The organism is Pseudooceanicola aestuarii (assembly GCF_010614805.1).
In the GTDB taxonomy this organism is placed as follows: Bacteria; Pseudomonadota; Alphaproteobacteria; order Rhodobacterales; family Rhodobacteraceae; genus Pseudooceanicola; species Pseudooceanicola aestuarii.
Window position 1 is genome coordinate 910,614 of sequence record NZ_JAAFZC010000001.1, and the last position, 23,762, is coordinate 934,375.

The 23,762-nt window shown below is 66.2% G+C and carries 21 protein-coding genes; 5 read left to right on the forward strand and 16 right to left on the reverse strand.

Annotated elements, in window-relative coordinates:
- Positions 1-37: 37 nt before the first annotated feature.
- The 4 genes from glcF to G5A46_RS04310 are packed head-to-tail and all read right to left on the reverse strand — an operon-like array spanning position 38 to position 4,306.
- Positions 38-1,369, reverse strand: coding sequence for a glycolate oxidase subunit GlcF (glcF, locus tag G5A46_RS04295; RefSeq protein ID WP_163847638.1), 1,332 nt, complete (start codon positions 1,367-1,369; stop codon positions 38-40).
- Complete coding sequence (locus G5A46_RS04300; protein ID WP_163847640.1) at positions 1,369-1,722, reverse strand: hypothetical protein; 354 nt, start codon at positions 1,720-1,722, stop codon at positions 1,369-1,371. Before G5A46_RS04300 ends, glcF begins: the two co-directional genes overlap by 1 nt.
- On the reverse strand, positions 1,719-2,867 hold the full coding sequence (locus tag G5A46_RS04305; protein ID WP_163847642.1) for an FAD-binding protein: 1,149 nt from the start codon (positions 2,865-2,867) through the stop codon (positions 1,719-1,721). The genes G5A46_RS04300 and G5A46_RS04305 overlap by 4 nt, the downstream gene beginning before the upstream one ends.
- On the reverse strand, positions 2,864-4,306 hold the full coding sequence (locus G5A46_RS04310; protein ID WP_163847644.1) for an FAD-linked oxidase C-terminal domain-containing protein: 1,443 nt from the start codon (positions 4,304-4,306) through the stop codon (positions 2,864-2,866). Before G5A46_RS04310 ends, G5A46_RS04305 begins: the two co-directional genes overlap by 4 nt.
- 109 nt (positions 4,307-4,415) lie before the next feature.
- Between G5A46_RS04310 and G5A46_RS04315 the strand changes: the two genes are divergently transcribed.
- A complete protein-coding gene (locus G5A46_RS04315; RefSeq protein WP_163847646.1) occupies positions 4,416-5,153 on the forward strand; it encodes a DUF599 domain-containing protein in 738 nt (245 codons plus the stop codon).
- A gap of 31 nt (positions 5,154-5,184) precedes the next feature.
- A complete protein-coding gene (locus tag G5A46_RS04320; protein ID WP_163847648.1) occupies positions 5,185-5,550 on the forward strand; it encodes a hypothetical protein in 366 nt (121 codons plus the stop codon).
- A 48-nt stretch (positions 5,551-5,598) separates the two neighbouring features.
- On the opposite strand, the gene G5A46_RS04325 is transcribed toward G5A46_RS04320, so the two are convergent.
- From G5A46_RS04325 to G5A46_RS04340, 4 genes are read right to left on the reverse strand one after another with little or no spacing between them, the layout of a single operon-like run.
- Complete coding sequence (locus G5A46_RS04325) at positions 5,599-7,650, reverse strand: hypothetical protein (RefSeq protein ID WP_163847649.1); 2,052 nt, start codon at positions 7,648-7,650, stop codon at positions 5,599-5,601.
- Positions 7,647-10,469: a DUF4159 domain-containing protein gene (locus tag G5A46_RS04330; RefSeq protein ID WP_163847651.1), complete on the reverse strand. Its 2,823-nt coding sequence runs from the start codon at positions 10,467-10,469 to the stop codon at positions 7,647-7,649. Before G5A46_RS04330 ends, G5A46_RS04325 begins: the two co-directional genes overlap by 4 nt.
- Positions 10,469-11,353, reverse strand: a complete 885-nt coding sequence (locus G5A46_RS04335) for a DUF58 domain-containing protein (protein WP_163847653.1) — start codon at positions 11,351-11,353, stop codon at positions 10,469-10,471. The genes G5A46_RS04330 and G5A46_RS04335 overlap by 1 nt, the downstream gene beginning before the upstream one ends.
- Positions 11,350-12,357, reverse strand: a complete 1,008-nt coding sequence (locus tag G5A46_RS04340; RefSeq protein ID WP_163847654.1) for an AAA family ATPase — start codon at positions 12,355-12,357, stop codon at positions 11,350-11,352. The genes G5A46_RS04335 and G5A46_RS04340 overlap by 4 nt, the downstream gene beginning before the upstream one ends.
- Before the next feature lie 83 nt (positions 12,358-12,440).
- Here G5A46_RS04340 and G5A46_RS04345 point away from each other — a divergent pair, with 83 nt between their 5' ends.
- Together G5A46_RS04345 and G5A46_RS04350 are read left to right on the forward strand one after the other, a co-directional pair.
- Positions 12,441-13,016, forward strand: a complete 576-nt coding sequence (locus G5A46_RS04345) for a DUF1285 domain-containing protein (protein ID WP_239520608.1) — start codon at positions 12,441-12,443, stop codon at positions 13,014-13,016.
- Between the two features lie 34 nt (positions 13,017-13,050).
- A complete protein-coding gene (locus tag G5A46_RS04350; RefSeq protein WP_163847658.1) occupies positions 13,051-13,818 on the forward strand; it encodes a hydroxypyruvate isomerase family protein in 768 nt (255 codons plus the stop codon).
- A 79-nt stretch (positions 13,819-13,897) separates the two neighbouring features.
- Here the strand turns inward: G5A46_RS04350 and G5A46_RS04355 are convergent, their stop codons facing one another.
- From G5A46_RS04355 to G5A46_RS04375, 5 genes are all read right to left on the reverse strand, one after another.
- Complete coding sequence (locus G5A46_RS04355; RefSeq protein ID WP_163847660.1) at positions 13,898-14,839, reverse strand: cation diffusion facilitator family transporter; 942 nt, start codon at positions 14,837-14,839, stop codon at positions 13,898-13,900.
- Between the two features lie 123 nt (positions 14,840-14,962).
- On the reverse strand, positions 14,963-17,761 hold the full coding sequence (gene polA, locus G5A46_RS04360) for a DNA polymerase I (RefSeq protein WP_163847661.1): 2,799 nt from the start codon (positions 17,759-17,761) through the stop codon (positions 14,963-14,965).
- 91 nt (positions 17,762-17,852) lie between these two features.
- Positions 17,853-18,062, reverse strand: coding sequence for a zinc-finger domain-containing protein (locus G5A46_RS04365; RefSeq protein WP_163847663.1), 210 nt, complete (start codon positions 18,060-18,062; stop codon positions 17,853-17,855).
- A 174-nt stretch (positions 18,063-18,236) separates the two neighbouring features.
- The gene (locus G5A46_RS04370; protein WP_163847665.1) at positions 18,237-18,617 is read right to left on the reverse strand and encodes an HIT domain-containing protein; all 381 of its coding nucleotides are present in this window, start codon (positions 18,615-18,617) and stop codon (positions 18,237-18,239) included.
- Positions 18,618-18,629: 12 nt separating this feature from the next.
- Complete coding sequence (locus tag G5A46_RS04375) at positions 18,630-20,207, reverse strand: DUF5928 domain-containing protein (protein ID WP_163847667.1); 1,578 nt, start codon at positions 20,205-20,207, stop codon at positions 18,630-18,632.
- Positions 20,208-20,352: 145 nt separating this feature from the next.
- Between G5A46_RS04375 and G5A46_RS04380 the strand changes: the two genes are divergently transcribed.
- On the forward strand, positions 20,353-21,171 hold the full coding sequence (locus G5A46_RS04380; protein WP_163847668.1) for a sulfotransferase family protein: 819 nt from the start codon (positions 20,353-20,355) through the stop codon (positions 21,169-21,171).
- 121 nt (positions 21,172-21,292) lie between these two features.
- On the opposite strand, the gene G5A46_RS04385 is transcribed toward G5A46_RS04380, so the two are convergent.
- The 3 genes from G5A46_RS04385 to G5A46_RS04395 form a co-directional block, all read right to left on the reverse strand.
- Positions 21,293-22,393, reverse strand: a complete 1,101-nt coding sequence (locus G5A46_RS04385) for a site-specific DNA-methyltransferase (RefSeq protein ID WP_163847670.1) — start codon at positions 22,391-22,393, stop codon at positions 21,293-21,295.
- 94 nt (positions 22,394-22,487) lie between these two features.
- Entirely contained in the window at positions 22,488-23,147 is a 660-nt protein-coding gene (locus G5A46_RS04390) for a ribonuclease HII (RefSeq protein ID WP_204318687.1), read from the reverse strand.
- 117 nt (positions 23,148-23,264) lie between these two features.
- Positions 23,265-23,708: a hypothetical protein gene (locus G5A46_RS04395; protein WP_163847672.1), complete on the reverse strand. Its 444-nt coding sequence runs from the start codon at positions 23,706-23,708 to the stop codon at positions 23,265-23,267.
- Between the last annotated feature and the right edge of the window lie 54 nt (positions 23,709-23,762).

Sequence of the window (23,762 nt, forward strand, 5' to 3'; positions counted from 1 at the left end):
ACGGGTCTGGCCATACTGACGGCGCAGCAGGGCGAAATTAGGGCGCAGGCCAGAATTCCCGCGCGTCACCCTCCCCGTTACCCAGCGCAGGCGGGCGCGGCCCGCCGCTGGCCCAATCCAGCAGCTCGACACTGTGTACCACCGGCACCCCGGTACCGGACCCGATCTGCATCATGCAGCCAATGTTCCCGGCGGCGATCACATCGGGGGTCAGTGCCTCCAGCGTGTTGACCTTGCGGGCCTTCAACTGGCCGGAAATCTCCGGCTGCATCAGGTTGTAAGTCCCGGCAGAACCGCAGCACAGATGCGCATCGGCGGGCACCATCACGGCAAAACCGGCGCGGGCCAGCAGATCCTTGGGCGCCTGGGTGACCTTTTGCCCGTGTTGCAGAGAACAGGCGGCGTGATAGGCGACACGCATCCCGGCAGCCTCCGGCCGGGGAGGGGGCAGGTCCAGGCGGGTCAGCAGTTCGGTGATGTCCATGGCGCGGTCTGCCACCGCCTGCGCCTGTTCGGCCAGCGGATCGTTGCGGAACATATGGCCGTAATCCTTCACCGTGGTGCCGCAGCCGGAGGTGTTGATCACGATCGCATCCAGCCCATCGCCCGCGATCTCTGCCGTCCAGGCGCGAATATTGGCGGCGGCGCTGGCATGCGCCTGCGCCTCCTTGCCCATGTGATGAGTCAGCGCCCCGCAGCACCCCGCCCCCCGCGCCACCACGACTTCGCATCCCAACCGGGTCAGCAGGCGGATCGTGGCGTCGTTGATATCGGTGTTCAGCGCCTTCTGCGCACAGCCCGTCATCAGCGCGACGCGCATCCGGCGCGGCGCCTGGCGGGGGGCAAAGCTTTGCGGATCATCGTTGCGCGACACCGGCGGCAGGCGACGCGGAGCCATGTCCAGCATCGCGCGAACCCGCGCATCCGGAATCATCCGCCGCACCGGCCGCGCGATCCGGGCGCCCAGCAGCGCCAGCCGGAACCGCATCGGATGCGGCAGTACCCAGGCCAGCACGGCCCGCAGGGCCCGGTCCGACAGGGGGCGCCTGTAATTCTGTTCGATATAGGCGCGGGCGTGATCGACCAGATGCATGTAGTGCACGCCCGACGGGCAAGTCGTCATGCAGGCCAGGCAGGACAGGCAGCGATCGACGTGCTGCACCGTCTTGGCATCCGGTGTGCGATCGTTCTCCAGCATGTCCTTGATCAGGTAGATGCGGCCACGCGGGCTGTCCAGCTCGTCGCCCAGCACCTGGTAGGTGGGACAGGTCGCGGTGCAGAACCCGCAATGCACGCAGGCGCGCAGGATCTCGTTCGCCCGTTCGGTGCCGGGATCTTGCAGCTGTTCGGGAGTGAATTGGGTCTGCATCAGGCCAGGACCCGCGCCAGGCCAAAGCCCGCCAGCGGCGCCATCGCGCCCAGCCCGCCGGCCAGCACGACGATTCCGCCCAGATCCGCCACGCGCGGAATGGTGATCCGCGCCAGTCCGGCCATCAACAGGATCCAGCCCAGCCACAGCAGCGTCAGCGCCAGCAGGATGCGCCCGGCCCCCTGCCCCTGGTCGGGGGGCATGACATAGAACAACGACAGGCTGGCCAGGATCAGCACCATGCAAAGCGGCAGCAAGACCCGCAGCGACATGCTGCGCGCGCCCGCCGCGATCAGGAACCCGTAGAGTACCGCGCCCAGGACGGTGGCAGCCAAAAGAGAAGTCAGGATCATGCGGTCACCTTTGTCGCTGCATCGGTCTTTGCCTCGGAAAACAGGCCCCGCGGGTCGAAATGACGGCGCAGCCCTTCGGTCAGCCGGGCAATCCCGGCCGGTTCGGGATGGAACATCGGCACCCTGCGGCGCAGGTCGGGCCCGGCGCGGAACAGGGTGGCATGGCCGCCCATCTTGGTCACCAACCCGCGCAGGACGCCAGCCCCGGCGTCGCCGTCCTCGCCCAGCAGCAGCCACAGCAGCCCGCCGGACCAGTCGCAGATCGCCTGCGCGGCCAGCCCGGCCTCGGCCAGTGCGGCGATCAGCCGGGGGCCGTCTGTCGGCTTGACGGAGACGCGCCAAACCGCGCCGGGCCGATCGGCGAAGGCCGTGACATCGCGCACATCCCGCCACAGCGCGGCGCTCTCCGCGTCCTCGACGATCTCGTGGCCGCCGCCCAACGCCGCGTCCAGCTGCGCCGCGCGATAGGCGACGGATCCGGCCATCCCTTCGACCCGGACAAGGCGGGCGCCTTCCGCCCAGGCGGCGCCGCTGACGTCAAAGGGCGTGCCCATGGCCTGGCACAGGACGGGCACCGCCTCGGCCATGGTTTCGCCCCGGCGGATCAGTGTCGCCTCCGCTTGCGGAATGGCCAGCACCTTGAAGGCGAGTTCGGTCATCACCCCCAGCCGGCCCCAACTGCCGCCCAGCAGCTTGACCAGGTCATAGCCGGTGACGTTCTTCATCACCCGGCCCCCGTTGGCGATCACCCGGCCACTGCCATCGACGAACCGCACGCCCAGCATGAAATCCCGCACCGCGCCTGCCTGCACCCGGCGCGGACCGGCCAGGTTGGTCGCGGCCACGCCGCCCAGCGTGGGCGTGCCCTCGCGGCCCAGCAGAGCGCGGCAATCCATCGGCTCGAACGGCAGGCGCTGATTCTTCTCGGCCAACACCTGCGCCACCTCCTGCAACGGCGTGCCCGCCCCCGCCACCAGCGTCAGCGCGCCCGGTTCATAGAGGCGGATGCCGGACAGCGCACCGGTTTCGATAACCTCCGCCGGGCCGGATGCGGCCGCGCCACGAGTGCCGCCGCCGCGAATCCGCACCGGGCCTTTTGCCTGCCGCAGCGCCTCTGCCAATTGTGCCTCATCTGTGGGCCTCATTGCGCCACCCCTTTGCGGCGCGGTTCGCTCAGATACAGGGGAAAGACCTTGGCCCCATTCAAAAGCCACTGCGGATCAAAGACATCCTTGATTGCCATCTGCGCCTCCAGATCGTCGGGGCCATATTGCACATCCATCAGGTCGCGTTTCTCCACCCCCACGCCATGTTCGCCGGTCAGGCAGCCGCCGACCTCCACACAAAGCCGCAGGATATCCGCGCCCAGCTGTTCGCAGGTTTCCAGCTGGCCGGGTTCGTTGGCGTTGAACAGGATCAGCGGATGCATGTTGCCGTCGCCCGCGTGAAAGACATTGGCCACCTCCAGCCCGCAATCGGCGGCCATCTCGGCGATGCGGCGCAGCACCTGCGGCAGGGCACTGACCGGGATGGTGCCGTCCAGGCACATGTAATCGTTGATCTGCCCCATGGCGCCAAAGGCGCTTTTGCGGCCCAGCCAGATCGCGGCACTTTCCGAGGCACTGCCGCTTTCGCGCAGCTCTACCGGATCGTGACGGCGGGCGATGGCGGTGATCACCTCAAGCTGTTCGGCGATCTCGGCTTCGCTGCCCTCCACCTCCACGATCAGCAGGGCCTCGCAATCGGGATAGCCCGCGCCGGAGAAGGCATCGGTGGCGCGAATGCAGGGCCTGTCCATGAACTCGATCGCGACAGGCAGCACGCCGGCCTCGATGATGTCGCTGACGCATTGGCCGGCAACCTCGGAGCTGTCGTAGCCGATCAGCACCGGGCGCGCGCCCTCCGGCTTGGCGATGATGCGCAACGTCGCCTCCGTCACCACACCCAGCTGACCTTCGGAGCCACAGATCAGCCCCAGCAGGTCCAGCCCCCCGGCATCCAGATGGGCGCCGCCGATCTCCAGCACCTCGCCCTCCATCGTCACCAGGGTCACGCCCAGAAGGTTGTTGGTGGTCACCCCGTATTTCAGGCAATGCGCCCCGCCGGAATTCATCGCGACATTGCCCGCGATGGCACAGGCCAGCTGAGAGGACGGATCGGGCGCGTAGAAGAACCCCAGATCCTCCACCGCGCCGGAGACCGACAGGTTGGTGCGCCCGGTCTGCACGCGGATCACGCGGTTTTCGGTGTCGATCTCCAGCACATCGTTCATCCGCGCCACGCCCAGGATCACGCAATCCGCCGTCGGCAGCGCCCCCCCCGCCAGTGAAGTCCCCGAGCCGCGCGGCACCACCGGCACGCCCATCTCGTGGCAGATCCGCAAAACGTCCGCGACCTCCCCGGTGGTGGCGGGCAGCACGGCGGCCAGCGGCGGGCAACGATAGGCGGTCAGGGCGTCGCATTCATAGGCCCGCGTTTCGGCCGGGTCCGAGATCACGGCCCCCGCAGGCAACACCGCCGACAGCCGCCCGATCAACTGGTCACGACGGGCCAGAACCTGCGGATCGGGATCGGGCATTTGCATGGCATGTCCTTTTTGCGGGCGGGGCACCGGGGCGCCGAAAGTAATTGGTAAACTTTTATAACCAATTTTAGCGATAGGCAATCCACTTGCCGGAAGGCTAACAAGACCCATGAACTGGATCGACCGACTTGCCCTGTTTCACCCCGCCGACGCGCTGGCCGTCGTGCTGATCCTGGCCGCCTGGCTGGGCATCGGCTGGCGAATCGAGAACCCGCCCGCCGGTCGCCCCTCCACCGTGACGCTGATGGCGGAATACCGGCGCGAATGGATGCGCCAGATGGTGACGCGGGAACCGCGCATCTTCGACAGCCAGATCCTGACATCGCTGCGCGCGGCGACCTCGTTCTTTGCCTCCTCCACGTTGATCGCGATCGGCGGGGCGCTGGCGCTGATGGGCAATGCCGAACACCTGACCGGCGTGGCGAACCAGCTGGTGCTGGAGGATGACCCCGCCATCCTGTGGGAGATCAAGCTGCTGCTTGTGCTGCTGTTCCTGACCAACGGATTCCTGAAATTCGTCTGGTCCAACCGGCTGTTCGGCTATTGCGCGGTGCTGATGGGGGCGGTGCCCAACGATCCCGAAGACCCCGGCGCGCTAACCCTCGCGGCAAAGGCGGCGGAGATCAACATTACCGCCGCCCGCAGCTTCAACCGAGGTCTGCGGTCGATCTATTTCAGCCTCGCCTCCATCGCCTGGGCCCTCGGACCCGCGGGGCTGATCTGCGGGACGCTGGTGACCTGCGCGATGCTGTGGCGGCGCGAATTCGTGTCACGATCGCGTGCGGTGTTGCTGGAGGGCCACGCCCTGGCCCCCCGACGCCCCGAAACACACACGGACGTGACGTGATCCCGCCGCGATCCGCGGATATTCTGGCGGCATGAAACGTATTGCCCTTGCCGCCGCGCTGACCCTCACCACCGCCCTGTCCACCTGGGCGGACTCCCCTCGGATTGTCGATGCCTCGGCCCGCAAATCGGCCATGGGCTGGCGGATCGAGGTAACGCTGGAACATCCCGATTCGGGGTGGGATCACTATGCCTCCGGTTGGGAGGTTCTCGATCAGGACGGCAATCGCGCCGCCTTTCGCGAACTGGCCCACCCCCATGTGACGGAACAGCCCTTCACCCGCTCCCTGTCCTCCGTCATGCTGCCGGATGGGACGCGCAAGGTGTTCATCGTGGCGCATTGCTCCAACGGGGACAAAAGCGCGCCTTATCCCGTGGAACTGTCCTTCCACCATTGACCCCGCAGGTGGCGCGGACCGGGGCACCTGCCCCTCAGTCCGGCGCCGCTATCGCCGCCCTTCGCGCAGCCAACCGGCCAGCACCAGCCCCGCCGACAGCAACAGCACCAGCCAGGCCGGCAACAGCGGCACCTGCGTGACATCGCGCGTCTCGTAGGCGCCGCGCGGCGTCAGGCCGATCCAGCCGCGCCCCGCCGCCGGACGACCCGGACGCACATCGCGCAGATCGGGCACCCCGTCGGACAGGCGCCGCACCCCGCCGCGCGTGCCTTTCACCAACGGCTCCAGCGCGGCACCATCAGCGATCGTTTCCTCGAATTCCTTCGGCGCGGCGGGGCCAAGGCCGATCACGGCCTCCTCCTCCCCGCTTTGCAGACGGTACAGACCGATCTCCGGGCCTGTCACCTCCGCGGTGAAACGGCCCGGCGCGGCCTCTGCCAGGGGCACCTGCGTCTCCGTCCCGTCGGGGGCGGTGACGGTCACGCTGGCGGCATTGCCGGACAGGGTGCGGCGGGTGATCCGCATGGTCTGGCCGCTGGCCTCGGCGGTCAGGGCCTCTTCTTCCAGCTCCGGCTCCTTCATCAGCCAATGGGCGGTGCGGCGCAGCAGTTCCAGCTGCGGCCCCCCCCCTTCGAACCCGCGATGCCACAGCCAGGCGTGGTCCGAGGCCAGCAGCGCGACACGTCCGTCTTCCACCCGGTCCAGGATAACCAGTGGCCGGTCATCGATCCCCGACATGACCACCTGCCCGGTCGCATCCTCCAGGTCGACCTGGCGCATCCATCGGCCCCAATCGCCCTCCCACAGCTGGTCAAGCCCGGAGGTGACCGGATGGCGCTGGCCGATATCCGTCAACGCGGGGCGGAACCCCTGTTCCAGAACCCGCGCGGTCGGCCGGGCCGGCAACACCTGCCCCAGCGGCGTCCGGTAGAGCGAATCGGCAGAAGCAAAGTCAGGCCCCGCCGCGATCAGCACCGCGCCGCCTTTGGTGATGTAGTCGCGAACGTTGTCCAGGTAGATCGACGGCAGGATGCCGCGCCTTTTGTAGCGGTCGAATATGATGAGGTCGAAATCGTCGATCTTGTCCAGAAACAGTTCCCGCGTGGGGAAGGCGATCAGCGACAGTTCAGTGACCGGCACGCCATCCTGTTTCGTCGGCGGGCGCAGGATGGTGAAATGCACCAGATCGACGGAACTGTCCGATTTCAACAGGTTGCGCCAGGTTCGCCCACCAGGATGCGGCGATCCTGACACCAGCAGCACGCGCAGCCTGTCGCGCACGCCGTTCATCTGCACAATGGCGGAATTGTTGCGCGCGGTCAGTTCCCCCTCCGCCTCCGGGACGGAGAACTGAATGACGTTGCGCCCACCATGTGGCAGGGTCACGGGCAGTTCGAAATCTCGCCCGGTGGCGACGCGGAACGTCTGCGGCGGGCCGCCATCGACGGAGATTTCCAGCTCCGCCTCGGCGGGCAGATCGTCGGGAACATTGCCCGTATCCTCGATCCGCAGGCCCAGGGTCACGGGTTCGCCCAGGATGGCAAAGGCGGGCGCGTTGGACACGATCAGCCGCCGGTCCCAATCCTGCGGCTGCCCCGACAGCAGCAGGTGCAGCGGCGCGGAGAGGCCCGGCGCGCGGTCCAGATCATGCAACCGCCCGTCCGACAACAGGATTACTCCGGCGATGCGGCCCTGCGGTTCCTCTGCCAGAGCGTCGGAAAGGGCGGTCATCAAAAGGGAGCCGCTGTCATCGGCGCCGTCGGGCACGGTGACGCGGCGCAACTCGGTCTCCGGGCGGGCGGCGACGAGGCGGGCCAGCTCCTCTGCGGCGCTGGCGGTCTGCGCGGCGCGATCCCCCAGCCGTTGCGAGGCGGTCCGGTCCTCCACCAGCATCACGATATCGGTCAGCGGCGCGCGGTCTTCCTGCCGGTAGGAGGGGCCGGCCAGCGCCGCCGCGATCACCAGTCCGGCCAGCCCGCGAAACGCCCAGCCGGCCAGCCCGCGCCACGCCGCCAGCGCGGTGCCGATCGCCGCCAATGTGGCCAGCAGGGCCACCGCCGCCCAAGGCAGCAGCGGATCAAAAACGATGGTTCCGGTCATTGGCCCAGCCTGTCCAGCAACGCGGGCACATGGACCTGGTCGCTTTTGTAATTGCCTGTCAGCACGTGCATCACCAGGTTCACCCCGAAGCGAAAGGCGATTTCGCGCTGGCGTTCGCCGCTGAACCCGCGCCCGACGGGAACCATCGGATTGCCCCGCGCATCCTGCGCCCAGGCGGAAGCCCAGTCGTTGCCGCCGATCACCACCGGGGTGACATTGTCGTTCAGGTTGCGAAAGGGCATCCCCTCGATCAGCTCCGCATCGGGAGGCGCGGCCTCTACCCACAGCTGGCCGCCGGTATGACGCCCCGGAAAGTCCTGCAACAGGTAGAAGGTGCGGGTAAGGACGTGATCGCGGGGCACCGGTTCCAGCGCGGGGATGTCCAGCGGCGCGGCGAGGGATTGCAACTTGCGCCCGTTGGGCGAGGCCGCGCCATAGCCCGCGACATCGGCATCGCGGGTGTCGAACAGGATCATCCCGCCGGTGCGCAAGTAGCGGTTCAACCGGGCGTAGGCCTCCTCCGTCGGGGTGGGTTGGTCGGGGGTGACGGGCCAGTAGAGGAACGGAAACAACGACAGATCGTCGGTTTCCAGGTTCACCGCCAGCGGCGCCCCCGGCTCCACCGACGTGCGGAAGAACAGCGTTTCCGACAGGCCGCGCAGTCCGGCATGGGCCAGCTCATCCAACTGCGCATCGCCGGTGATCACATGGGCCAGGCGCAGTTCCTCGGTCGCGAGGAGGGCGAAATCGTCAGGCGCCCCGTCCTGCTGCGCGCGCAGGGGCGTGGCCGGCAGGCCCAGCGCCAGCACCGCGAGGAGCGCCACCGTGCCGCGCCCGGCCACCGCGCCGGAGCTGCGGCCAGACACCCGCCCCGTCATCCGACCGGACAGCGCCAGCGACGCGACGACATCCGCCAGCAACAGCAGCAGCGCCAGCGCCAGCAGCGGCCCGCCCAGCGGTGTTTCCTCCTGCCGGTCCAACCCGGACACCGGAACATTGGCGGGCCAGAGGACCGGGGTCAGGACATCCTGCGGCCCGATCACGTTGCGCGCCAGAGTCCGGTCGCCATCCCGGTAAACGCCGGGGCGCAGATCGGGGCCCAGCGGACCGTCCAGCAGCGTGGGCCCCGCGACACCGGGCAATGTTCCAGCCTCCGAAATCCCGCCAAAAGCATCGAGAACGCGCAGCGGCTGCCAGGTCGTCCCCTCCACCTCCGCCGCGGCGGGCTGGCCGCTGGCCGAGGAAACGGACAGCCGTTCCAGCATCTGCACGAACAGCCCCGATAACGGCAGGCTGGACCATTCGGCATTGGCGGAGACATGGAACAGCACCACCTGCCCCTGGCCCATGGATTTGCGCGTTACCAAAGGCGTGCCGTCCGACAACCGCGCAATGGCCCGTGCGGCCAGCGCGGGATCGGGCTGCGCCATCACCTGCGAAGAGATCGTGACATCCGCCGGCACCGGCAACCCGGCAAAGGGGCTTTCGCTGTCGAAGGGCGCCAATGTCTTGGGTTCCCCCCAGCTCATCGCGCCACCGACATTGCGTCCGCCGGCCCGCAGGCGCACAGGCATCAACGGGTCTTCGGCCGCGCGCCCGACCTCGCTTGCGGCCAGGCGCGGCCCGGCAAAGCGCAACAGGGTGCCGCCCCCCTCTGCCCAGTCCAGCAGGGCGGCGGTCTCCCCTTCGGAAAGGGTGGCCACGTCGGCCAGGACGATCACGTCCGGATTGGCGGGCAAGAGGTCCATCAACGTGCCGCGCAACAACTCCGCATTGGGGGCCAGCGCCTTTTCCAGGTAATGCAGCGGCGACAACAGCTCCAGCCCTTCGCGGTTTTCGCTGGCAGCAATCAACGCGACCTCGCGCCGGCGCAGGCTGTCATCGGTCAGCGCCACCGCCCCGGCAGAGCGTTGGCCGGCGATCTCGAAATGGGTAACCCGGGCGCGCAATTCGGCAGGCAGGGCGATGTCCACCGTGGCACTGTCCGCACCCTCGGCAAAGGTCAGCGGCTGGGCCGCCAATACGCGCATCGCCCCGGCGGGATCGCGTCCGTGGACCTGCACGATCGCCTCCTGCCCCGGCAGAGCGGTGGTGGCGGCACGCAGACCGGTCAGTTGCACCTTGCCATCGGCAAATCCCACGGGCCGCAGCGCCAGAGCCGGGCGGGCGCTTTCCAGCACCCGGACGGAGCCGCGCGATTGCACCGCCGCCAGCACCTCGCGGCGCCCGTCACGGGCCAGCCCGTCGGACAGCCAGACCGTATCGACCGGGGCGGGCATGTCGCGCAACGCCTCGATCAGGCGCTGCATCTCGGGCGCATCCGTCCCGGCCGGGGCCCAGGGGCGCGGGGCCAGGCCAGGCAGGCTGCTGCGCCAGGCCTCCGACGTGCGGAACACCGGTGCCTCCGGCTGGGACAACTGCACCACGGCGGCGGTCCTGCCCTGGCGCCCGGCCTCTGCAAGCAGAGCATCGACGGTTTCCGATTGGCGCGGCCAGTCGCGGGCGGCGGCCCAGCTGCCGTCCAGCAGAATCAGCAACGGCCCGGCACCCGGACGCGCCGCGTCGCGCGGGTTCAGCACCGGCCCGGCCAGCCCGAGGATCAGCGCGGCCACCGCCAGCATCCGCAGCAGAAGCAACCACCAGGGCGTGCGATCCGTGACCGTGTCGTCATCGCGCAACCCCAACAGCAGCGCTACGCCGGGGAACCGCGCCCGGATCGGCGCGGGCGGCACGGCACGCAGAATCACCCACAAGACAGGCAGCGCGGCCAGTGCGATCAGCAACCAGGGCGCCGCGAAACCGATGGGGCCGATCATCATCAGACGGTCCCCCTGTCCAGCGCCTGCCAGATCCACAACAGCGCGGATTGTGCTGATTTATCCGTGTGATGCACCTGCATCTGCCAGCCGGTGACATGGGCCAGCGCCTCCAGCTCGGCCTTGCGCGCGGCGAGCCGCTCCAGATAGCGCGCCCGCAATTCGGTGGCCTTGAGGGTTTCGTGACGCAGGGTGCCGCCGATACTCTCGAAAATGGTGCGGCCGCGAAAGGGAAACGCCTCCTCCGCCGGGTCGAGCACCATGAGAAGCACACCGCGGACACCGCGATCGGCGGCCTTGGACATCGCCATGCGCAATCCGTCCAGATCGCCCAGGAAATCCGACACGAACAGCGCGCGGGCATGGGGGATCATCGCGCGGTGTTCGGGAATGCCGTAGTCCTCCGCCCCGTCGCGGGCGAGGGCCTCGGCCAGGCGCAGCACCTGGTTGCCGCCCCGCCGCGGCGGCAGCGCGGTGCCGGCCATGCCGACCCGTTCGCCGCCCCGGATCAACAGGATCGCCGTCGCCAGCGCCACCAGCCGGGCGCGGTCGCCCTTCTCCGGCAGTTTCGGGGCGGAGGCAAAGCGCATCGCCGCCGATTGATCGACCCACAGAACCACGCTTTGCGCGATCTGCCATTCCTTTTGCCGCACGAAGCGATCGTCCGACCGGGCAGAGCGGCGCCAGTCGATCCAGCGCGCCGGATCGCCGGGCTGCACCGGACGGTATTGCCAGAAATCATCGCCCAGCCCCGCGCGCCGACGCCCGTGGTCGCCCAGAAGCACCGATCCCGCCAGCTGCTCTGCCCGTGCCAGAAGGTCGGGAAAGGTGGCGGCGGCAGCTTCGGCGGACTGGCGCAGGGTCGTCGGGGCGGTGGGCGAATTCACGCTGCCGCCTCGGTCCGGGTGATCCCGGCGGCGACCTCGTCGATCAGGGTGGACAGGTCGTCGCCACGGGCGCGGGCGGCGAAGTTCAGGCCCATCCGGTGGCCCAGCACCGGGCGCGCCATCGCGATCACGTCCTCCGGTCCGGGGGCCAGGCGCCCTTGCAGCATGGCGCGGGCGCGGACTGTCATCATCAGCGCCTGCGCGGCGCGCGGACCGGGGCCCCAGCTGACGGTCTCGCGCACGCGGGCCGGGGCGGCGGGGTCATCGGGCCGGAAGGCACGGACCAGGTCCAGGATCATCTCCACGATGGAATCGCCGACCGGCATCCGCCGCAGCAGCGTCTGCGCCTCCAGCAGCTCCCCGGCGGAAAAGACGGCGTGGGCGTCCCCCTCCTCGACCCCGGTGGTGGACAACAGGATGTCGCGTTCGGTGGCGCGGTCGGGGTAATCGACGTCGATCCGCACCAGGAACCGATCCAGCTGGGCCTCCGGCAGGGGGTAGGTGCCCTCCTGCTCGATCGGGTTCTGGGTGGCGAGGACATGGAACGGACTCCCCAGGGGCCGGTCCTCTCCAGCGACGGTGACTTCCTTTTCCTGCATGGCCTGCAACAGCGCGGATTGGGTCCGGGGGGAGGCGCGGTTGATCTCATCCGCCATCAGCAGCTGGCAGAACACCGGCCCTTGCAGGAACCGGAACGCCCGCGTCCCGTCAGCCGCCGTTTCCAGCACTTCGGACCCCAGTATGTCCGCCGGCATCAGATCGGGGGTGAACTGGATCCGGTTGCCATGCAGGCCCATGACCGTGCCCAGGGTTTCCACCAGGCGGGTCTTGCCCAGGCCGGGCAGGCCGATCAGCAATGCGTGTCCACCACACAGCAGCGCCGACAGGGCCAGGTCCACCACCTGCGTCTGTCCGACGAACCGCCGGGTGATGGAGGTCCGCGCCTCGGCCAGTTTCCCCTCCAGCGCTTCGATTTGGACCAGAAGGTCGTCGGCCGTGGCCATGGCAATGCCCTCGCATGAACTATATGTCCTGACAGTGTATCGCGCCTGTGGCGAATGACAAAAGTGATGAGGGACAAAATACCGTGAAAGTCTCTGCCAAGAGTATCGAAGCCTCCGCCAAGGCCGCGCAGGGGCGCGGATTGCCGCCGATCCACAAATGGAACCCCGAATTTCGGGGAAACCTGGACATGCGCATCGCGCGCGACGGCACTTGGTACCACGAAGGCAGGCCCATCGCGCGGCCTGAACTGGTGCGCCTGTTCTCCACCATCCTGAAGAAGGAAGGCGCGGACTACGTCCTGGTGACGCCGGTGGAAAAGGTCGGCATCACGGTGGAAGACGCCCCTTTTGTCGCCGTTGATGTGGAGGTACAGGGACAGGGTCCGGAGCAGGTTCTGACATTTCTGACCAATGTCGCCGATCATGCCACGGCGGGGCCCGAGAACCCGATCCGGGTGACCCGCGATTCGACCAGCGGAGAGCCGTCCCCCTATGTTCTGGTGCGCGATGCGCTGGAGGCGCTGATTGATCGCAAGTCATTCTACAGGCTGGTGAATCTGGGTGTACATGAAACATGGGAAGGCCGATCCTGGTTCGGATTGTGGTCGGGCGGGGCATTCTTCCCTATCATTCCCTCAGAAGACTTGACCGACAGTTAACAGCCCTCGAAAAAACAGCACAGGATCGGGCCCGATGCCGCGTTTTGCTGCCAACTTGTCCTTTCTTTTTACCGAATTGCCCCTGCCCCGGCGCATCGACGCGGCAGCGGAAGCCGGGTTCGAGGCGGTGGAGATCCTGTTTCCCTATGACCATCCTGCGCAGGAATTGCGGCAGGCGCTGGCGACCTCGGGCCTGCCGCTGGCGCTGATCAACGCGCCGCCGCCCAGCTATAGCGGTACGACGCGGGGCTTTGCCGCGATTCCCGGCGGGACCGAGCGGTTTCGCCACGATTTTCGCCGCGCCCTGCGCTACGCTGAGGCGCTGAAGGCACAGCATCTGCACATCATGTCCGGCAGTGCCGAGGGGCCGGAGGCCCGGGCCGTGATGATCGACAACCTGAGATGGGCCACGGCCCACGCGCCCGGGCAGAACCTGACCATCGAGCCGATCAACGCGACCGACATGCCCGGCTACTTCCTGAACGATTTCGACCTCGCGGCAGAGATCCTGGACGCGGTTGCGGCGCCGAACCTGGGCCTGCAATTCGACGCCTATCACGCCCATCGGATCACCGGCGATGTCCCCGGCACCTGGGATCGCCACGGCGCGCGGGTGCGCCACGTACAGATCGCGGCGGCGCCCGAGCGGAACGAGCCCACGGGCGGAGCGGTGGATTTCCCGGCCTTCTTCGCCCAGCTGGACGCTGCGGGATATGGCGGCTGGGTCAGCGCGGAATATCACCCCTCCGACACCACACTGGCCGGGCTGGGCTGGCTGAAACAGGCCCCCGCGGCGGGTTAAAGCGTCCTGCGGAAAAACTTGCACCACCCAACGCTGCCTGAAATCATAGATTTCAATGCGTTGGACGATACAATGTGTCTCAGGTTTTCGTCGAAGTGCTATGATGTCCGATCAACGGCGCGTCGGTGCAGGCCTGGCCGGGGCTTTCCAGCTCCAGCGTGGCGTGGGTCAGGGAAAAGACCTCGTCCAGCGTCCTCTTGATTTCGGCGCGCAGCTGTTCGGGGCGCTGCTCCGCATCTGACAACACAACATGTGCCTCCAGCGCGACTTCGTGTTCCTGCATGCGCCACAGATGCAGGTGATGCACATCCGCCACACCGGGCACCCGCCGGATTAGGTCGGCCACATCATGAACGCCGGGGCTGGCGGGGCTGCCCATCATCAGCAGACGGATCACCGGCCCGATTTCCGTCCCGGCATGCCACAGGATGTAGGCGGAAATGCCCAGCGTCACCACCGGATCCACCAACCGCCAATCGTAGAGCAGTATGAGCACGCCCGCCACGATCACCGCGACCGATCCCATCGCATCGGCCAGGTTGTGCAGGAATGCCGCGCGCATGTTCATGCTGTCCCGGGACATGCGAAAAATCAGCAGCGCAGTCACAAGGTCGATCACCAACGCAACGCCCGCGACAATCACCACGGTCCAGCCGGCAACGGGCTGCGGGTCGAACAACCGCTGCACCCCTTCGGAGGCGAGCATAAGCGCGATCACGATCAGCGTGGTGTAGTTGATCAGCGCCGCGACCACCTCGGCCCGGCCGTAGCCAAAGGTCATGCCGGCATCGGCCGGTCGCCTGGCTATGCGGCGGGCGACAAAGGCGATGACCAGCGACAGCGCATCCGACAGGTTGTGCACCGCATCCGCGATCAGCGCGAGGGAGCCGGACAGCACCCCCGCCACGATCTGCACCAGGGTCAACGCGATATTGACGGCCACGGCCCAGCCGACGCGGGCGTCGCCCTCCAGCGCGGCGGGGTCGGGGTGGTGATGGTGGTGGGCGTGATCATGCGGCATGGGCGCACCTCCTGCCGGGAAACATAGCCCCCCGATCGGCAAAGTCTGCGCGACATGTCGGCACCCCTGCCGCCCTCGTGCCGGAAGCCAAGGCCCGAACCGTGCCGCAGGGCGCGGCGTGGGTCAGTGCGCCTGCGCCCAGTTGGCCCCCTGGCCGGCATCCACCACCAGCGGCACGTCCAGCTTTACCGCCGGTTCGGCGGCGGATTCCATGACCTTGCGAGCGGCAGCGATCACATCGTCCTGGGCGCCGTCCGCCACCTCGAACACCAGTTCGTCGTGGACCTGCAACAGCATCGTGGCGGGCAGATCGGCAATGGCGTCCGGCATCCGTACCATGGCGCGGCGGATGATGTCGGCGGCAGTGCCCTGAATGGGCGCGTTGATCGCAGCGCGCTTGGCAAAGCCCGCGCGCGGGCCCTTGGCGGCGATTTCGGGCGTGTGGATGCGGCGGCCGAACAGCGTCTCGACGTAGGAACGGGATTTCGCGAATTCCACGGTGGCGTCCATATAGGCGCGGATGCCGGGGAACCGTTCGAAATAGCGGTCGATGAAGCCCTGCGCCTCCGCGCGTGGAATCCGCAGGTTGCGGGCCAGACCAAAGCCGGAGATGCCGTAGATCACGCCGAAATTGATCGCCTTGGCCTGTCGGCGGATCATCGGGTCCATCCCTTCCAGCGGGACGTTGAACATCTCCGATGCCGTCATCGCGTGGATGTCCTGCCCCTCGGCAAAGGCCTGTTTCAACGCGTCAATCTGAGCAACATGCGCCAGGATACGCAGTTCGATCTGGCTGTAGTCGAGCGACAGAAGCACCTTGCCCTCCTCCGCGACAAAGGCTTCGCGGATACGGCGCCCTTCGTCACTGCGGACGGGGATGTTTTGCAAATTCGGATCGGTAGAGGCCAACCGCCCGGTGTTCGCCCCGGTCTGGACATAGGATGTATGGACCCGGCCGGTTTCGGGGTTGATATGGTCCTGTAGCGCGTCGGTATAGGTCGATTTCAGTTTCGACAGCTGGCGCCAGTCCAGCACCCGACCCGGCAGGTCATGCAGGGTGGCCAGGTCTTCCAGAATGTCGGCACCGGTGGCATAGGCGCCGGTCTTGCCCTTCTTGCCGCCCTCAAGGCCCATCTTGTCGAACAGGATTTCGCCCAATTGCTTGGGAGAGCCGACGTTGAACCGCTCCCCCGCCAGCTCGTGGATTTCCGCTTCCAGTGCGGCCATTTTCTGGGAAAAGGCGTTGGACATGCGCGACAGCGTGTCCCGGTCCACCTTGATCCCCGACATTTCCATGCGCGCCAGAACCGGCGACAGCGGGCGCTCCAGCGTTTCGTAAACCGTGGTGACACGTTCGCGATGCAGGCGCGGTTTCAACACCTGCCACAGGCGAAGCGTTACCTCCGCATCCTCCGCCGCATAGGTCGCGGCCTTGTCCACCGGCACCTTGTCAAAGGTGATCTGCGACTTGCCGGTGCCGATCAGCTCCTTGATCGGGACACAGCTGTGGGACAGGTAACGTTCGGCCAGCGCATCCATGCCATGCTGGTGCAACCCGGCATTCAGCGCATAGGACAACAGCATCGTATCGTCGATGGGCGCCACGGAAATGTTCAGACGCGCCAATATCTTGGCGTCGTACTTCATGTTCTGCCCGATCTTGAGGATCGCGGGATCCTCCAGCACGGGTTTCAGCATCTCCAGCGCCTGTTCCATGTCCATCTGCCCCTCCGCCAGGGCGTCGCTGGAGAACAGGCCCTCGCCCTCACCCGCCTTGTGCCCCAGGGGGATGTAGCAGGCCGCTCCGGGATCGGTGCACAGGCAGATGCCCACCAGATCGGCGCGCATCTCGTCCAGGCCGGTTGTTTCGGTATCCACGGCGACATGGCCCCGGTCCTGGATGCGGTCGATCCAGACCTGCAAGGCGGCGGCGTCGCGCACGATCTCGTAATTGGCGTGGTCGATAGGCGGCAGGTCCAGCGCGACAGGCGCTTCACTGCCGGGCTGGGGCGTGTCCTCGATCACCGGGGCCTCGGCGCCCAGCCCGTCGGCGATCCGCTTGGTCAGGGTGCGGAATTCCATTTCTGCCAGGAACGGCAGCAGGGTGTCGGGGTCCGGCTCCTGAACCTCCAGATCGTCCAGGGTGAAATCCAGCACCATGTCGCAATCCAGCTGCACCAGGCGCTTGGACAATTCGATCTGGGCGCGATGTTCGATCAGGGTCTGGCGCCGCTTGGGCTGCTTGATCTCCTCCGCCCGGTCCAGCAGCTCTTCGAGAGAGCCATATTCGTTGATCAGCAGCGCCGCCGTCTTGATCCCGATGCCCGGCGCGCCGGGGACGTTGTCCACCGAATCGCCAGCCAGCGCCTGCACGTCGACCACGCGGTCGGGGCCGACGCCGAACTTGGCCTCCACCCCCTCGATGTCGATCCGGGTGTTCTTCATGGCGTCCAGCATCTCGACCCCGCCGCCGACCAGCTGCATCAGATCCTTGTCCGATGAAATGATGGTGACGCGCCCCCCGGCCTCCCGCGCCTGGCAGGACAGGGTGGCGATGATATCGTCGGCCTCGAACCCCTCCAGCTCCTTGCAGGCGATGTTGAACGCCTCGGTCGCGCGGCGGGTCAGGGGCATCTGCGGGCGCAGATCCTCGGGCATGGCCTCCCGGTTGGCCTTGTAGAGATCGTACAGGTCGTTGCGGAACGTGTGGCTGCCCTTGTCGAAGATCACGGCGACATGGGTGGGCGCGTCGGGGCCGGTGTTGCCCTCCACATAGCGGTGCAGCATGTTGCAGAACCCCGCGACGGCGCCGATGGGCAGCCCGTCGGATTTCCGCGTCAGCGGCGGCAGCGCGTGATAGGCCCGGAAAATGAAGGCCGAACCGTCGATCAGATGCAGGTGACAGCCTTTGCCGAATGCCATGTCCGGACCTCCGCGATAGGGCCGCGGAGGCAAGGCCACTCCCCGGCGTCGTCTTGCCAATTCCGCGTCGGGGCCGGTCGCCCCGCGCGGGTTACGCCTTCAGACCGGGGTTTTCGGTCACTTCGGCGCGCTGCTCGTAACCGCGCAGCACATATTTCGCGTCGCAATAGCCGCATTCGACATACCCCGTTTCCTCGGGGATGTGGAGCCAGACGCGGGGATGGCCCAATGCGCCCTCTCCACCGTCGCAGGCGACCCTGCGGGTTTCCACGATCTTCGTCTCTGGCGCTTCGATGGGCATGGACCACTCCTTTTCCGACCGCGCCCCGGTTATGAGGATCGCGGGTGCAGCGTCAATACCCTGCTGTCTTCGGACCCGTTGCGCAACCGTTCCACGGCGTCGCCGACAGGCGGCGGCGCCATTCGCCCGAACATGCGCCGCACGCGGGGCGGGCATCGCGCGCGGTCAGCAGGGTCAGTCGTGCTGTTCGATCATGCGGCCCATGCGACGCCCGCCCAGCACATGCATATGAAAATGGGGCACTTCCTGCACACCGTGCTCTCCGGCGTTGGAGATGAAGCGGCAGCCGCCCGCCGTATCGGCGGTGATCCCCGCCTCTGCGCAAATCCGCGACAGGGTGCGGTGGAAATCGACGATTTCGGCATCGCTCGCCTCGGCGGCGAAGTGATCGTAGGTGACATAGGGCCCTTTGGGGATCACCAGCACATGCACCGGCGCCTGTGGGCGGATGTCCTCGAACGCGAGGGTATGGTCGGTTTCCGCCACCGTCTTGTTGGGGATCTCGCCCCGCAGAATCTTGGCAAAAATGTTCTGATCGTCATAGGCATAGGCCATGGTGCGTCGTCCTCAATCCACGAATAGATGTTCCGTCGCCGCCATGTCTTGCGCGACCTCCAGGGGGATCGCAAGGAATTGCGACAGGGCGATGGCGTTCTGCGCGGTCGTGTCGCCCTCGCGAAGGCGGTAATGGTTCGCCAGTTCCGCGTCGCGGATGCGATCCGTCTCGAAGGTGATGTCGTTGCGGATCGTCGGCAGCAGGCGTTCGATCCCGTCGCGCGGGGTTGAATCGCTGGCCAGGCCGACACGCTTGGCATGGCCCTCCAGGTAGGGATCGGAAAACCGGCATTCGATCTCCAACAGGCGGGTGACGGACCGGTCGGCGGCGAAATCCTCGATCAGGTCCAGCCCGTCGGGATCCAGGCAGACGATGAGGCGGTTGGTCTCGTAATATTCGAACAGCATCCGCATCAAGGCCCGGCGGTGGCGCGTCCGCTTGCCGATGTTGGACTGGATGCCGCCCAGATCCGGCAGGGGCGTGCCCTCTTCGTGGAACAGGTATTCAATGGCGGTGATGTCGGTCATCTGACGGATTCGCGCCACCAGCCGTTTCGCCACATGCCATTTCTTGCACACGATGATCAGCAATTCACGGTCCCGGCCCAGCGTGCTTTCGGTTTCCCAGAACCGCGTCGAGAACCGGCGCCCGATGCGCCCCCGCCCGGTGAGAAACCCGTACAGGGACCGCCCCTCGTTCGAGATGTCGAACTGCACGCCCTCGGCCGCGAACAGCTGGCCCAGCCTGCGTTTCAGCGCATGCGCCTCGGGGCTGATCTTGCGCGCGAACAGGAAGTCCTGCGTCAACAGCAGGTCGTAATGGTCGTTGTAGAAGGTAACCGGCATCCCGTAGTCGGTGAACATCAGGAAGGTCAGAGTGCGGTTCTCGATCTCCGTTTCCGGGACGAGGTGCCGCACAAGGGTCTGAAAGAACGTCTCGTCCGGGATCCACGTGGTGCGGAAAAACCGCATCACGTCGCGGCGAGTCTGGGTGAAATCGACGATCTGTTCCACCGTCTGGCGGCGCAGGCACCACCATTGCGACCCGATCTGGACCTGTATGTCCTCCGGAATCGCTCGGCGCAGGCCCAACCGCCGCTGCCAATCCAGCGATCTGTAGAACCAGGCCTTGTGCTTTCGCTCGTTCAGGAAATGGCGATAGATCAGACGCTCTTCCTTGATCCCGGTCTTGATCCAGCCGCTGTCGAAGAAATCCACGCTTTCGATGAAGTCGCAATCGTGCCGGTCCAGAAAATCATGCGCGTATTCCGCCGATTTGATCGCCATGCAATCGCCCGACACCATGAAGAAATGCGTGGCGCGGGGGAACACCTCCAGCGCGGCCTCCACCGCGTTCAGGGTGGCCTGCACCAGCGACCATTCCCCCCAGCCGCATTTCATCCGCCGTCGGGCAAAGGTGACATTGGGATTGTCGGCCAGCGCGGCGCGGATCTTCTGGTAATCGGCGGGATTGGCGTTGGCGTCGAAATGGATCGACATGCAATCGCCCACCTTGGTCAGACGCTCCGCCTGGGCGATGATCGCGTCGGGATCCTTGTGACACAAGAGAATGAACGCGATGGTTGCCATGTCTGGTCCGGGCCTGTTTCTGCTGGATCTTCCTGTTCGCGGGCGATCCTACCCGCCAAGGGTCATTGATTAAATATGCCAACTTTGCTTTCTGTTGAAAGCTGAAGCGCCGGGCACCCTGCCCGGGCCGAGGAAGGACGTTTCCATGGGATTTCCCGGAACCTGGATGACCGAAAGCGAAAGCGTGATCTACCGGGTCGTGCCGAAATGCGCCTGTTCGACCATCGGCCAGATCATGTTCTACGCCGACCACGGGGAATTCTTCGACGGTGACATCCATGACGCCACCGACCGGATGCACAAATGGGCGATCGAAGACAGCCAACCGGTGATCACCCGCCGGGTGACGGCGCATGACACCTATGCCTTTACCTGCGTGCGCAATCCCTACACCCGCATCCTGTCCAGTTTCTTCGACAAGATCTGCGGCATCCAGCGCAACGGCCGGCGCTATCGCGGCAACATGGTGCCGCTGCTGATCCAGAAATACGGGATCGAGGTCGGCGGCGACGATGGCAAACAGGACTTCGACCAGATCCGCAGTTTCCGCCGGTTCCTGCTGTTTGCCCGCGACAGCATCCGCTGGCGCCGCCCGATGGAGCCGGACATTCACTGGTCCGCCATGTCGGGCCATGTCTCGACCTATATCGTCAACGGCGGGCGCTATGACCGGATCTTCTGGACCGAAAAGTTCAACGAGGGAATGCAGGACGTCCTGAACCACATCGACACGGCCCATGACGTCGACCTGGCCAGCATACCACGGTTCAACGAAAGCGAGGGTCACGGGCCCAAGCGCGCGCATCCGGTCGAAGATTATTTCGACGATCTGTCGATGCATCTGGTCTACGAGATCTACAAACGCGATTTCGAGCTGTTCCGCTATGATTTCGAGAACCCGGCCAACAAGATGCCCGTGGGCGAGATCGACCTGGACGAGGTTCACGCCAAACTCGGCGAATAGCGCAGTCGCGGGTTGCGCGCGCCCGCCCCCCTTGACCGAAAATGCGCCCCGGTGGGGACCGGGGCGCAGGTGCGCATCCCCGGATGGTGGGGATGCGGGGCGGTATGTCGTTTTGGGGTGATCAGATCAGTTCTGACCGGATCTGTTGACGCAGCAGGTCGATCGGGATCGTCTTTCCATCCCGTTTGAAGCACCAATAGGTCCAGCCATTGCACGATGGCGCGCCTTCCAGCGCGGCGCCGACCTGGTGGATCGACCCCTTGACGTCATCGCCGATCAGGGTGCCGTCGGCGCGGACCTTGGCCTTGTGCCGGCCATTCATGGACCACAGTTCTTCGCCCGGACGCAGCATCCCGCGTTCGACCAGCTGGCCGAAGGGCACGCGCGGCTCCGCCCGTTTGGAGGTGGAGACCTCCAGCGCGCCCTTGTCGAACCGCCGGACAGAGGCCAGGCGCCGTTCTGCGACTTCGCGATAGGCGGCCTCCCGCTCGATCCCGATGTAGTCGCGTCCCAGCATCTTGGCCACGGCGCCGGTGGTGCCGGTGCCAAAGAACGGATCCAGCACGACATCGCCGGGATTGGTCGCGCCGACCAGAACCCGATGCAGCAACGATTCCGGCTTCTGCGTCGGATGCGCCTTCTCGCCCTTGTCGTTTTTCAGCCGCTCATGCCCGTTGCAGATCGGCAGCACCCAATCAGACCGCATCTGGATGCCGTCGTTCAAGGCTTTTAGCGCCTCGTAGTTAAAGGTGTATTTCGCACCCTCGGATTTCGACGCCCAGATCATCGTCTCATGCGCGTTGGTCAGCCGCTTGCCCCGGAAATTGGGCATCGGGTTGGACTTGCGCCAGATCACGTCGTTCAGAATCCAGTACCCGCTGTCCTGAAGCGCCGCGCCAACGCGGAAAATGTTGTGATACGACCCGATCACCCAGATCGCGCCATTGGGTTTCAGGATCCGTCGCGCGGCCTTCAGCCAGGCGCGGGTGAACCTGTCATAGACGGCAAAGCTGTCGAACTGGTCCCAGGCATCATCCACCGCATCGACGCGGGAATTGTCCGGACGATGCAGATCGCCCTTCAATTGCAGGTTGTAGGGGGGATCCGCAAAGATCAGGTCAACGGAGTTCTCCGGGAGGGAATTCATCACCTCCACGCAATCACCGGACAATATCGAATTCAGCGGAAGTGCTTCCGCTGCTTGTTTCACCTTGGTTTTCATCTCTGCCTCGTCTCGGCGGATCGTCCGCTCGTTATTGTGGACAAAGATGAGTCATTGCCGATTCGCGGTCAATTTCTTTATTTGAATCAGCACGTTAAAGAACGTCTTTACACAAGATATTGCGCACGGGGGCGAAGCTGCGTCTATGATGTGGGGTCACGCCTAGATCGAGTAGCGCAGCTTTGTGCGATTTCGACGGATACCCCATGTTGGTTTCCCACCCATAGCCGGGGAAGTGTTGCGCCAAGTCCCGCATGATCCTGTCGCGTGTGACCTTGGCCACAACCGAAGCGGCCGCGATGGACAGCGATCGCGCGTCGCCTTTCACGATGGCCTCCGCCGGGCAGGGCAGGTTGTCCGGCAACATATGGCCGTCGATCAGCAGGTGATCGGGCACTTGCGACAACGCGGCGATGGCCCGGCGCATCGCCTCCTGGCTTGCGCGCAGAATGTTCAGGCTGTCGATTTCCGCCACGTCGCAATGGGCGATGCCAACATGGGCGCGGGCCATGATCTCGGGGAACAAGGCGTCGCGCCGACGTTCGGTCAAGGCCTTGGAATCGTTCAGCCCCTCCGGGATATCGGCGGGGTTCAGGATGACGGCGGCGGCCGTGACGGGACCGGCCAGCGGCCCGCGCCCGACCTCGTCCACGCCACAGACCCATTGCGCGCCGCGCGACCGTGCGGCGGTTTCGAAGAACATGTCAGGGACAGGGGGCAGGGTGATGGCGGGGCTTTTCGGGGCGCGGGTCATGGCCGGTTTCTGGCCTCCTTGCCGGTCGCGCGCAAGTTCCCTCTGCCCCGGCGTCGCTCATGAAAAAGGGGAAGGGGCCATGTCCCTCCCCTCCCCCTTTTCCGCCGATGCCGTGCCTCAGCGGCGAGCGACGACGTAGCCGTTGTTGCGCATGCAGCGCTTGCCATAGACGTAACGCGGACCGTGGTTCGCGGTGGTGCGGCGCACACAGGATTGCGGCGCCCGGCCCCGGACGTTGCGGTCCACGCAGCGCATCCGCAACGCGCTGACGCGCTGACGGTTCACGCGGGTATCGACCAGACAGCTGGCCGGAACGGCGCGGGCCCGGTGCTGCCGCTGCGGCTGATGCGCCTGCGGCTGGCGATGCGGGCGCCCGTGGGTCTGTTGCGGCGCGCGGTTGCCCCGTTGGCTTTCGTGGATGGCGGCGCCCAGAATGGCGATGGCGGCGATCCCGGCGATGGCGCGGGCCGCGTCCCTGTCTCCGGCCTGAACCGGCGCCGCACCGATGGAAGTGGTGGCGATTGTGGCAGACAAAAGGATGGCGAAAAACTTGCGGGTCATGATGTGGGTCACTTTCTTCATGGTGGTGGCGAACAGGTCCGGGACAGCCCGGTG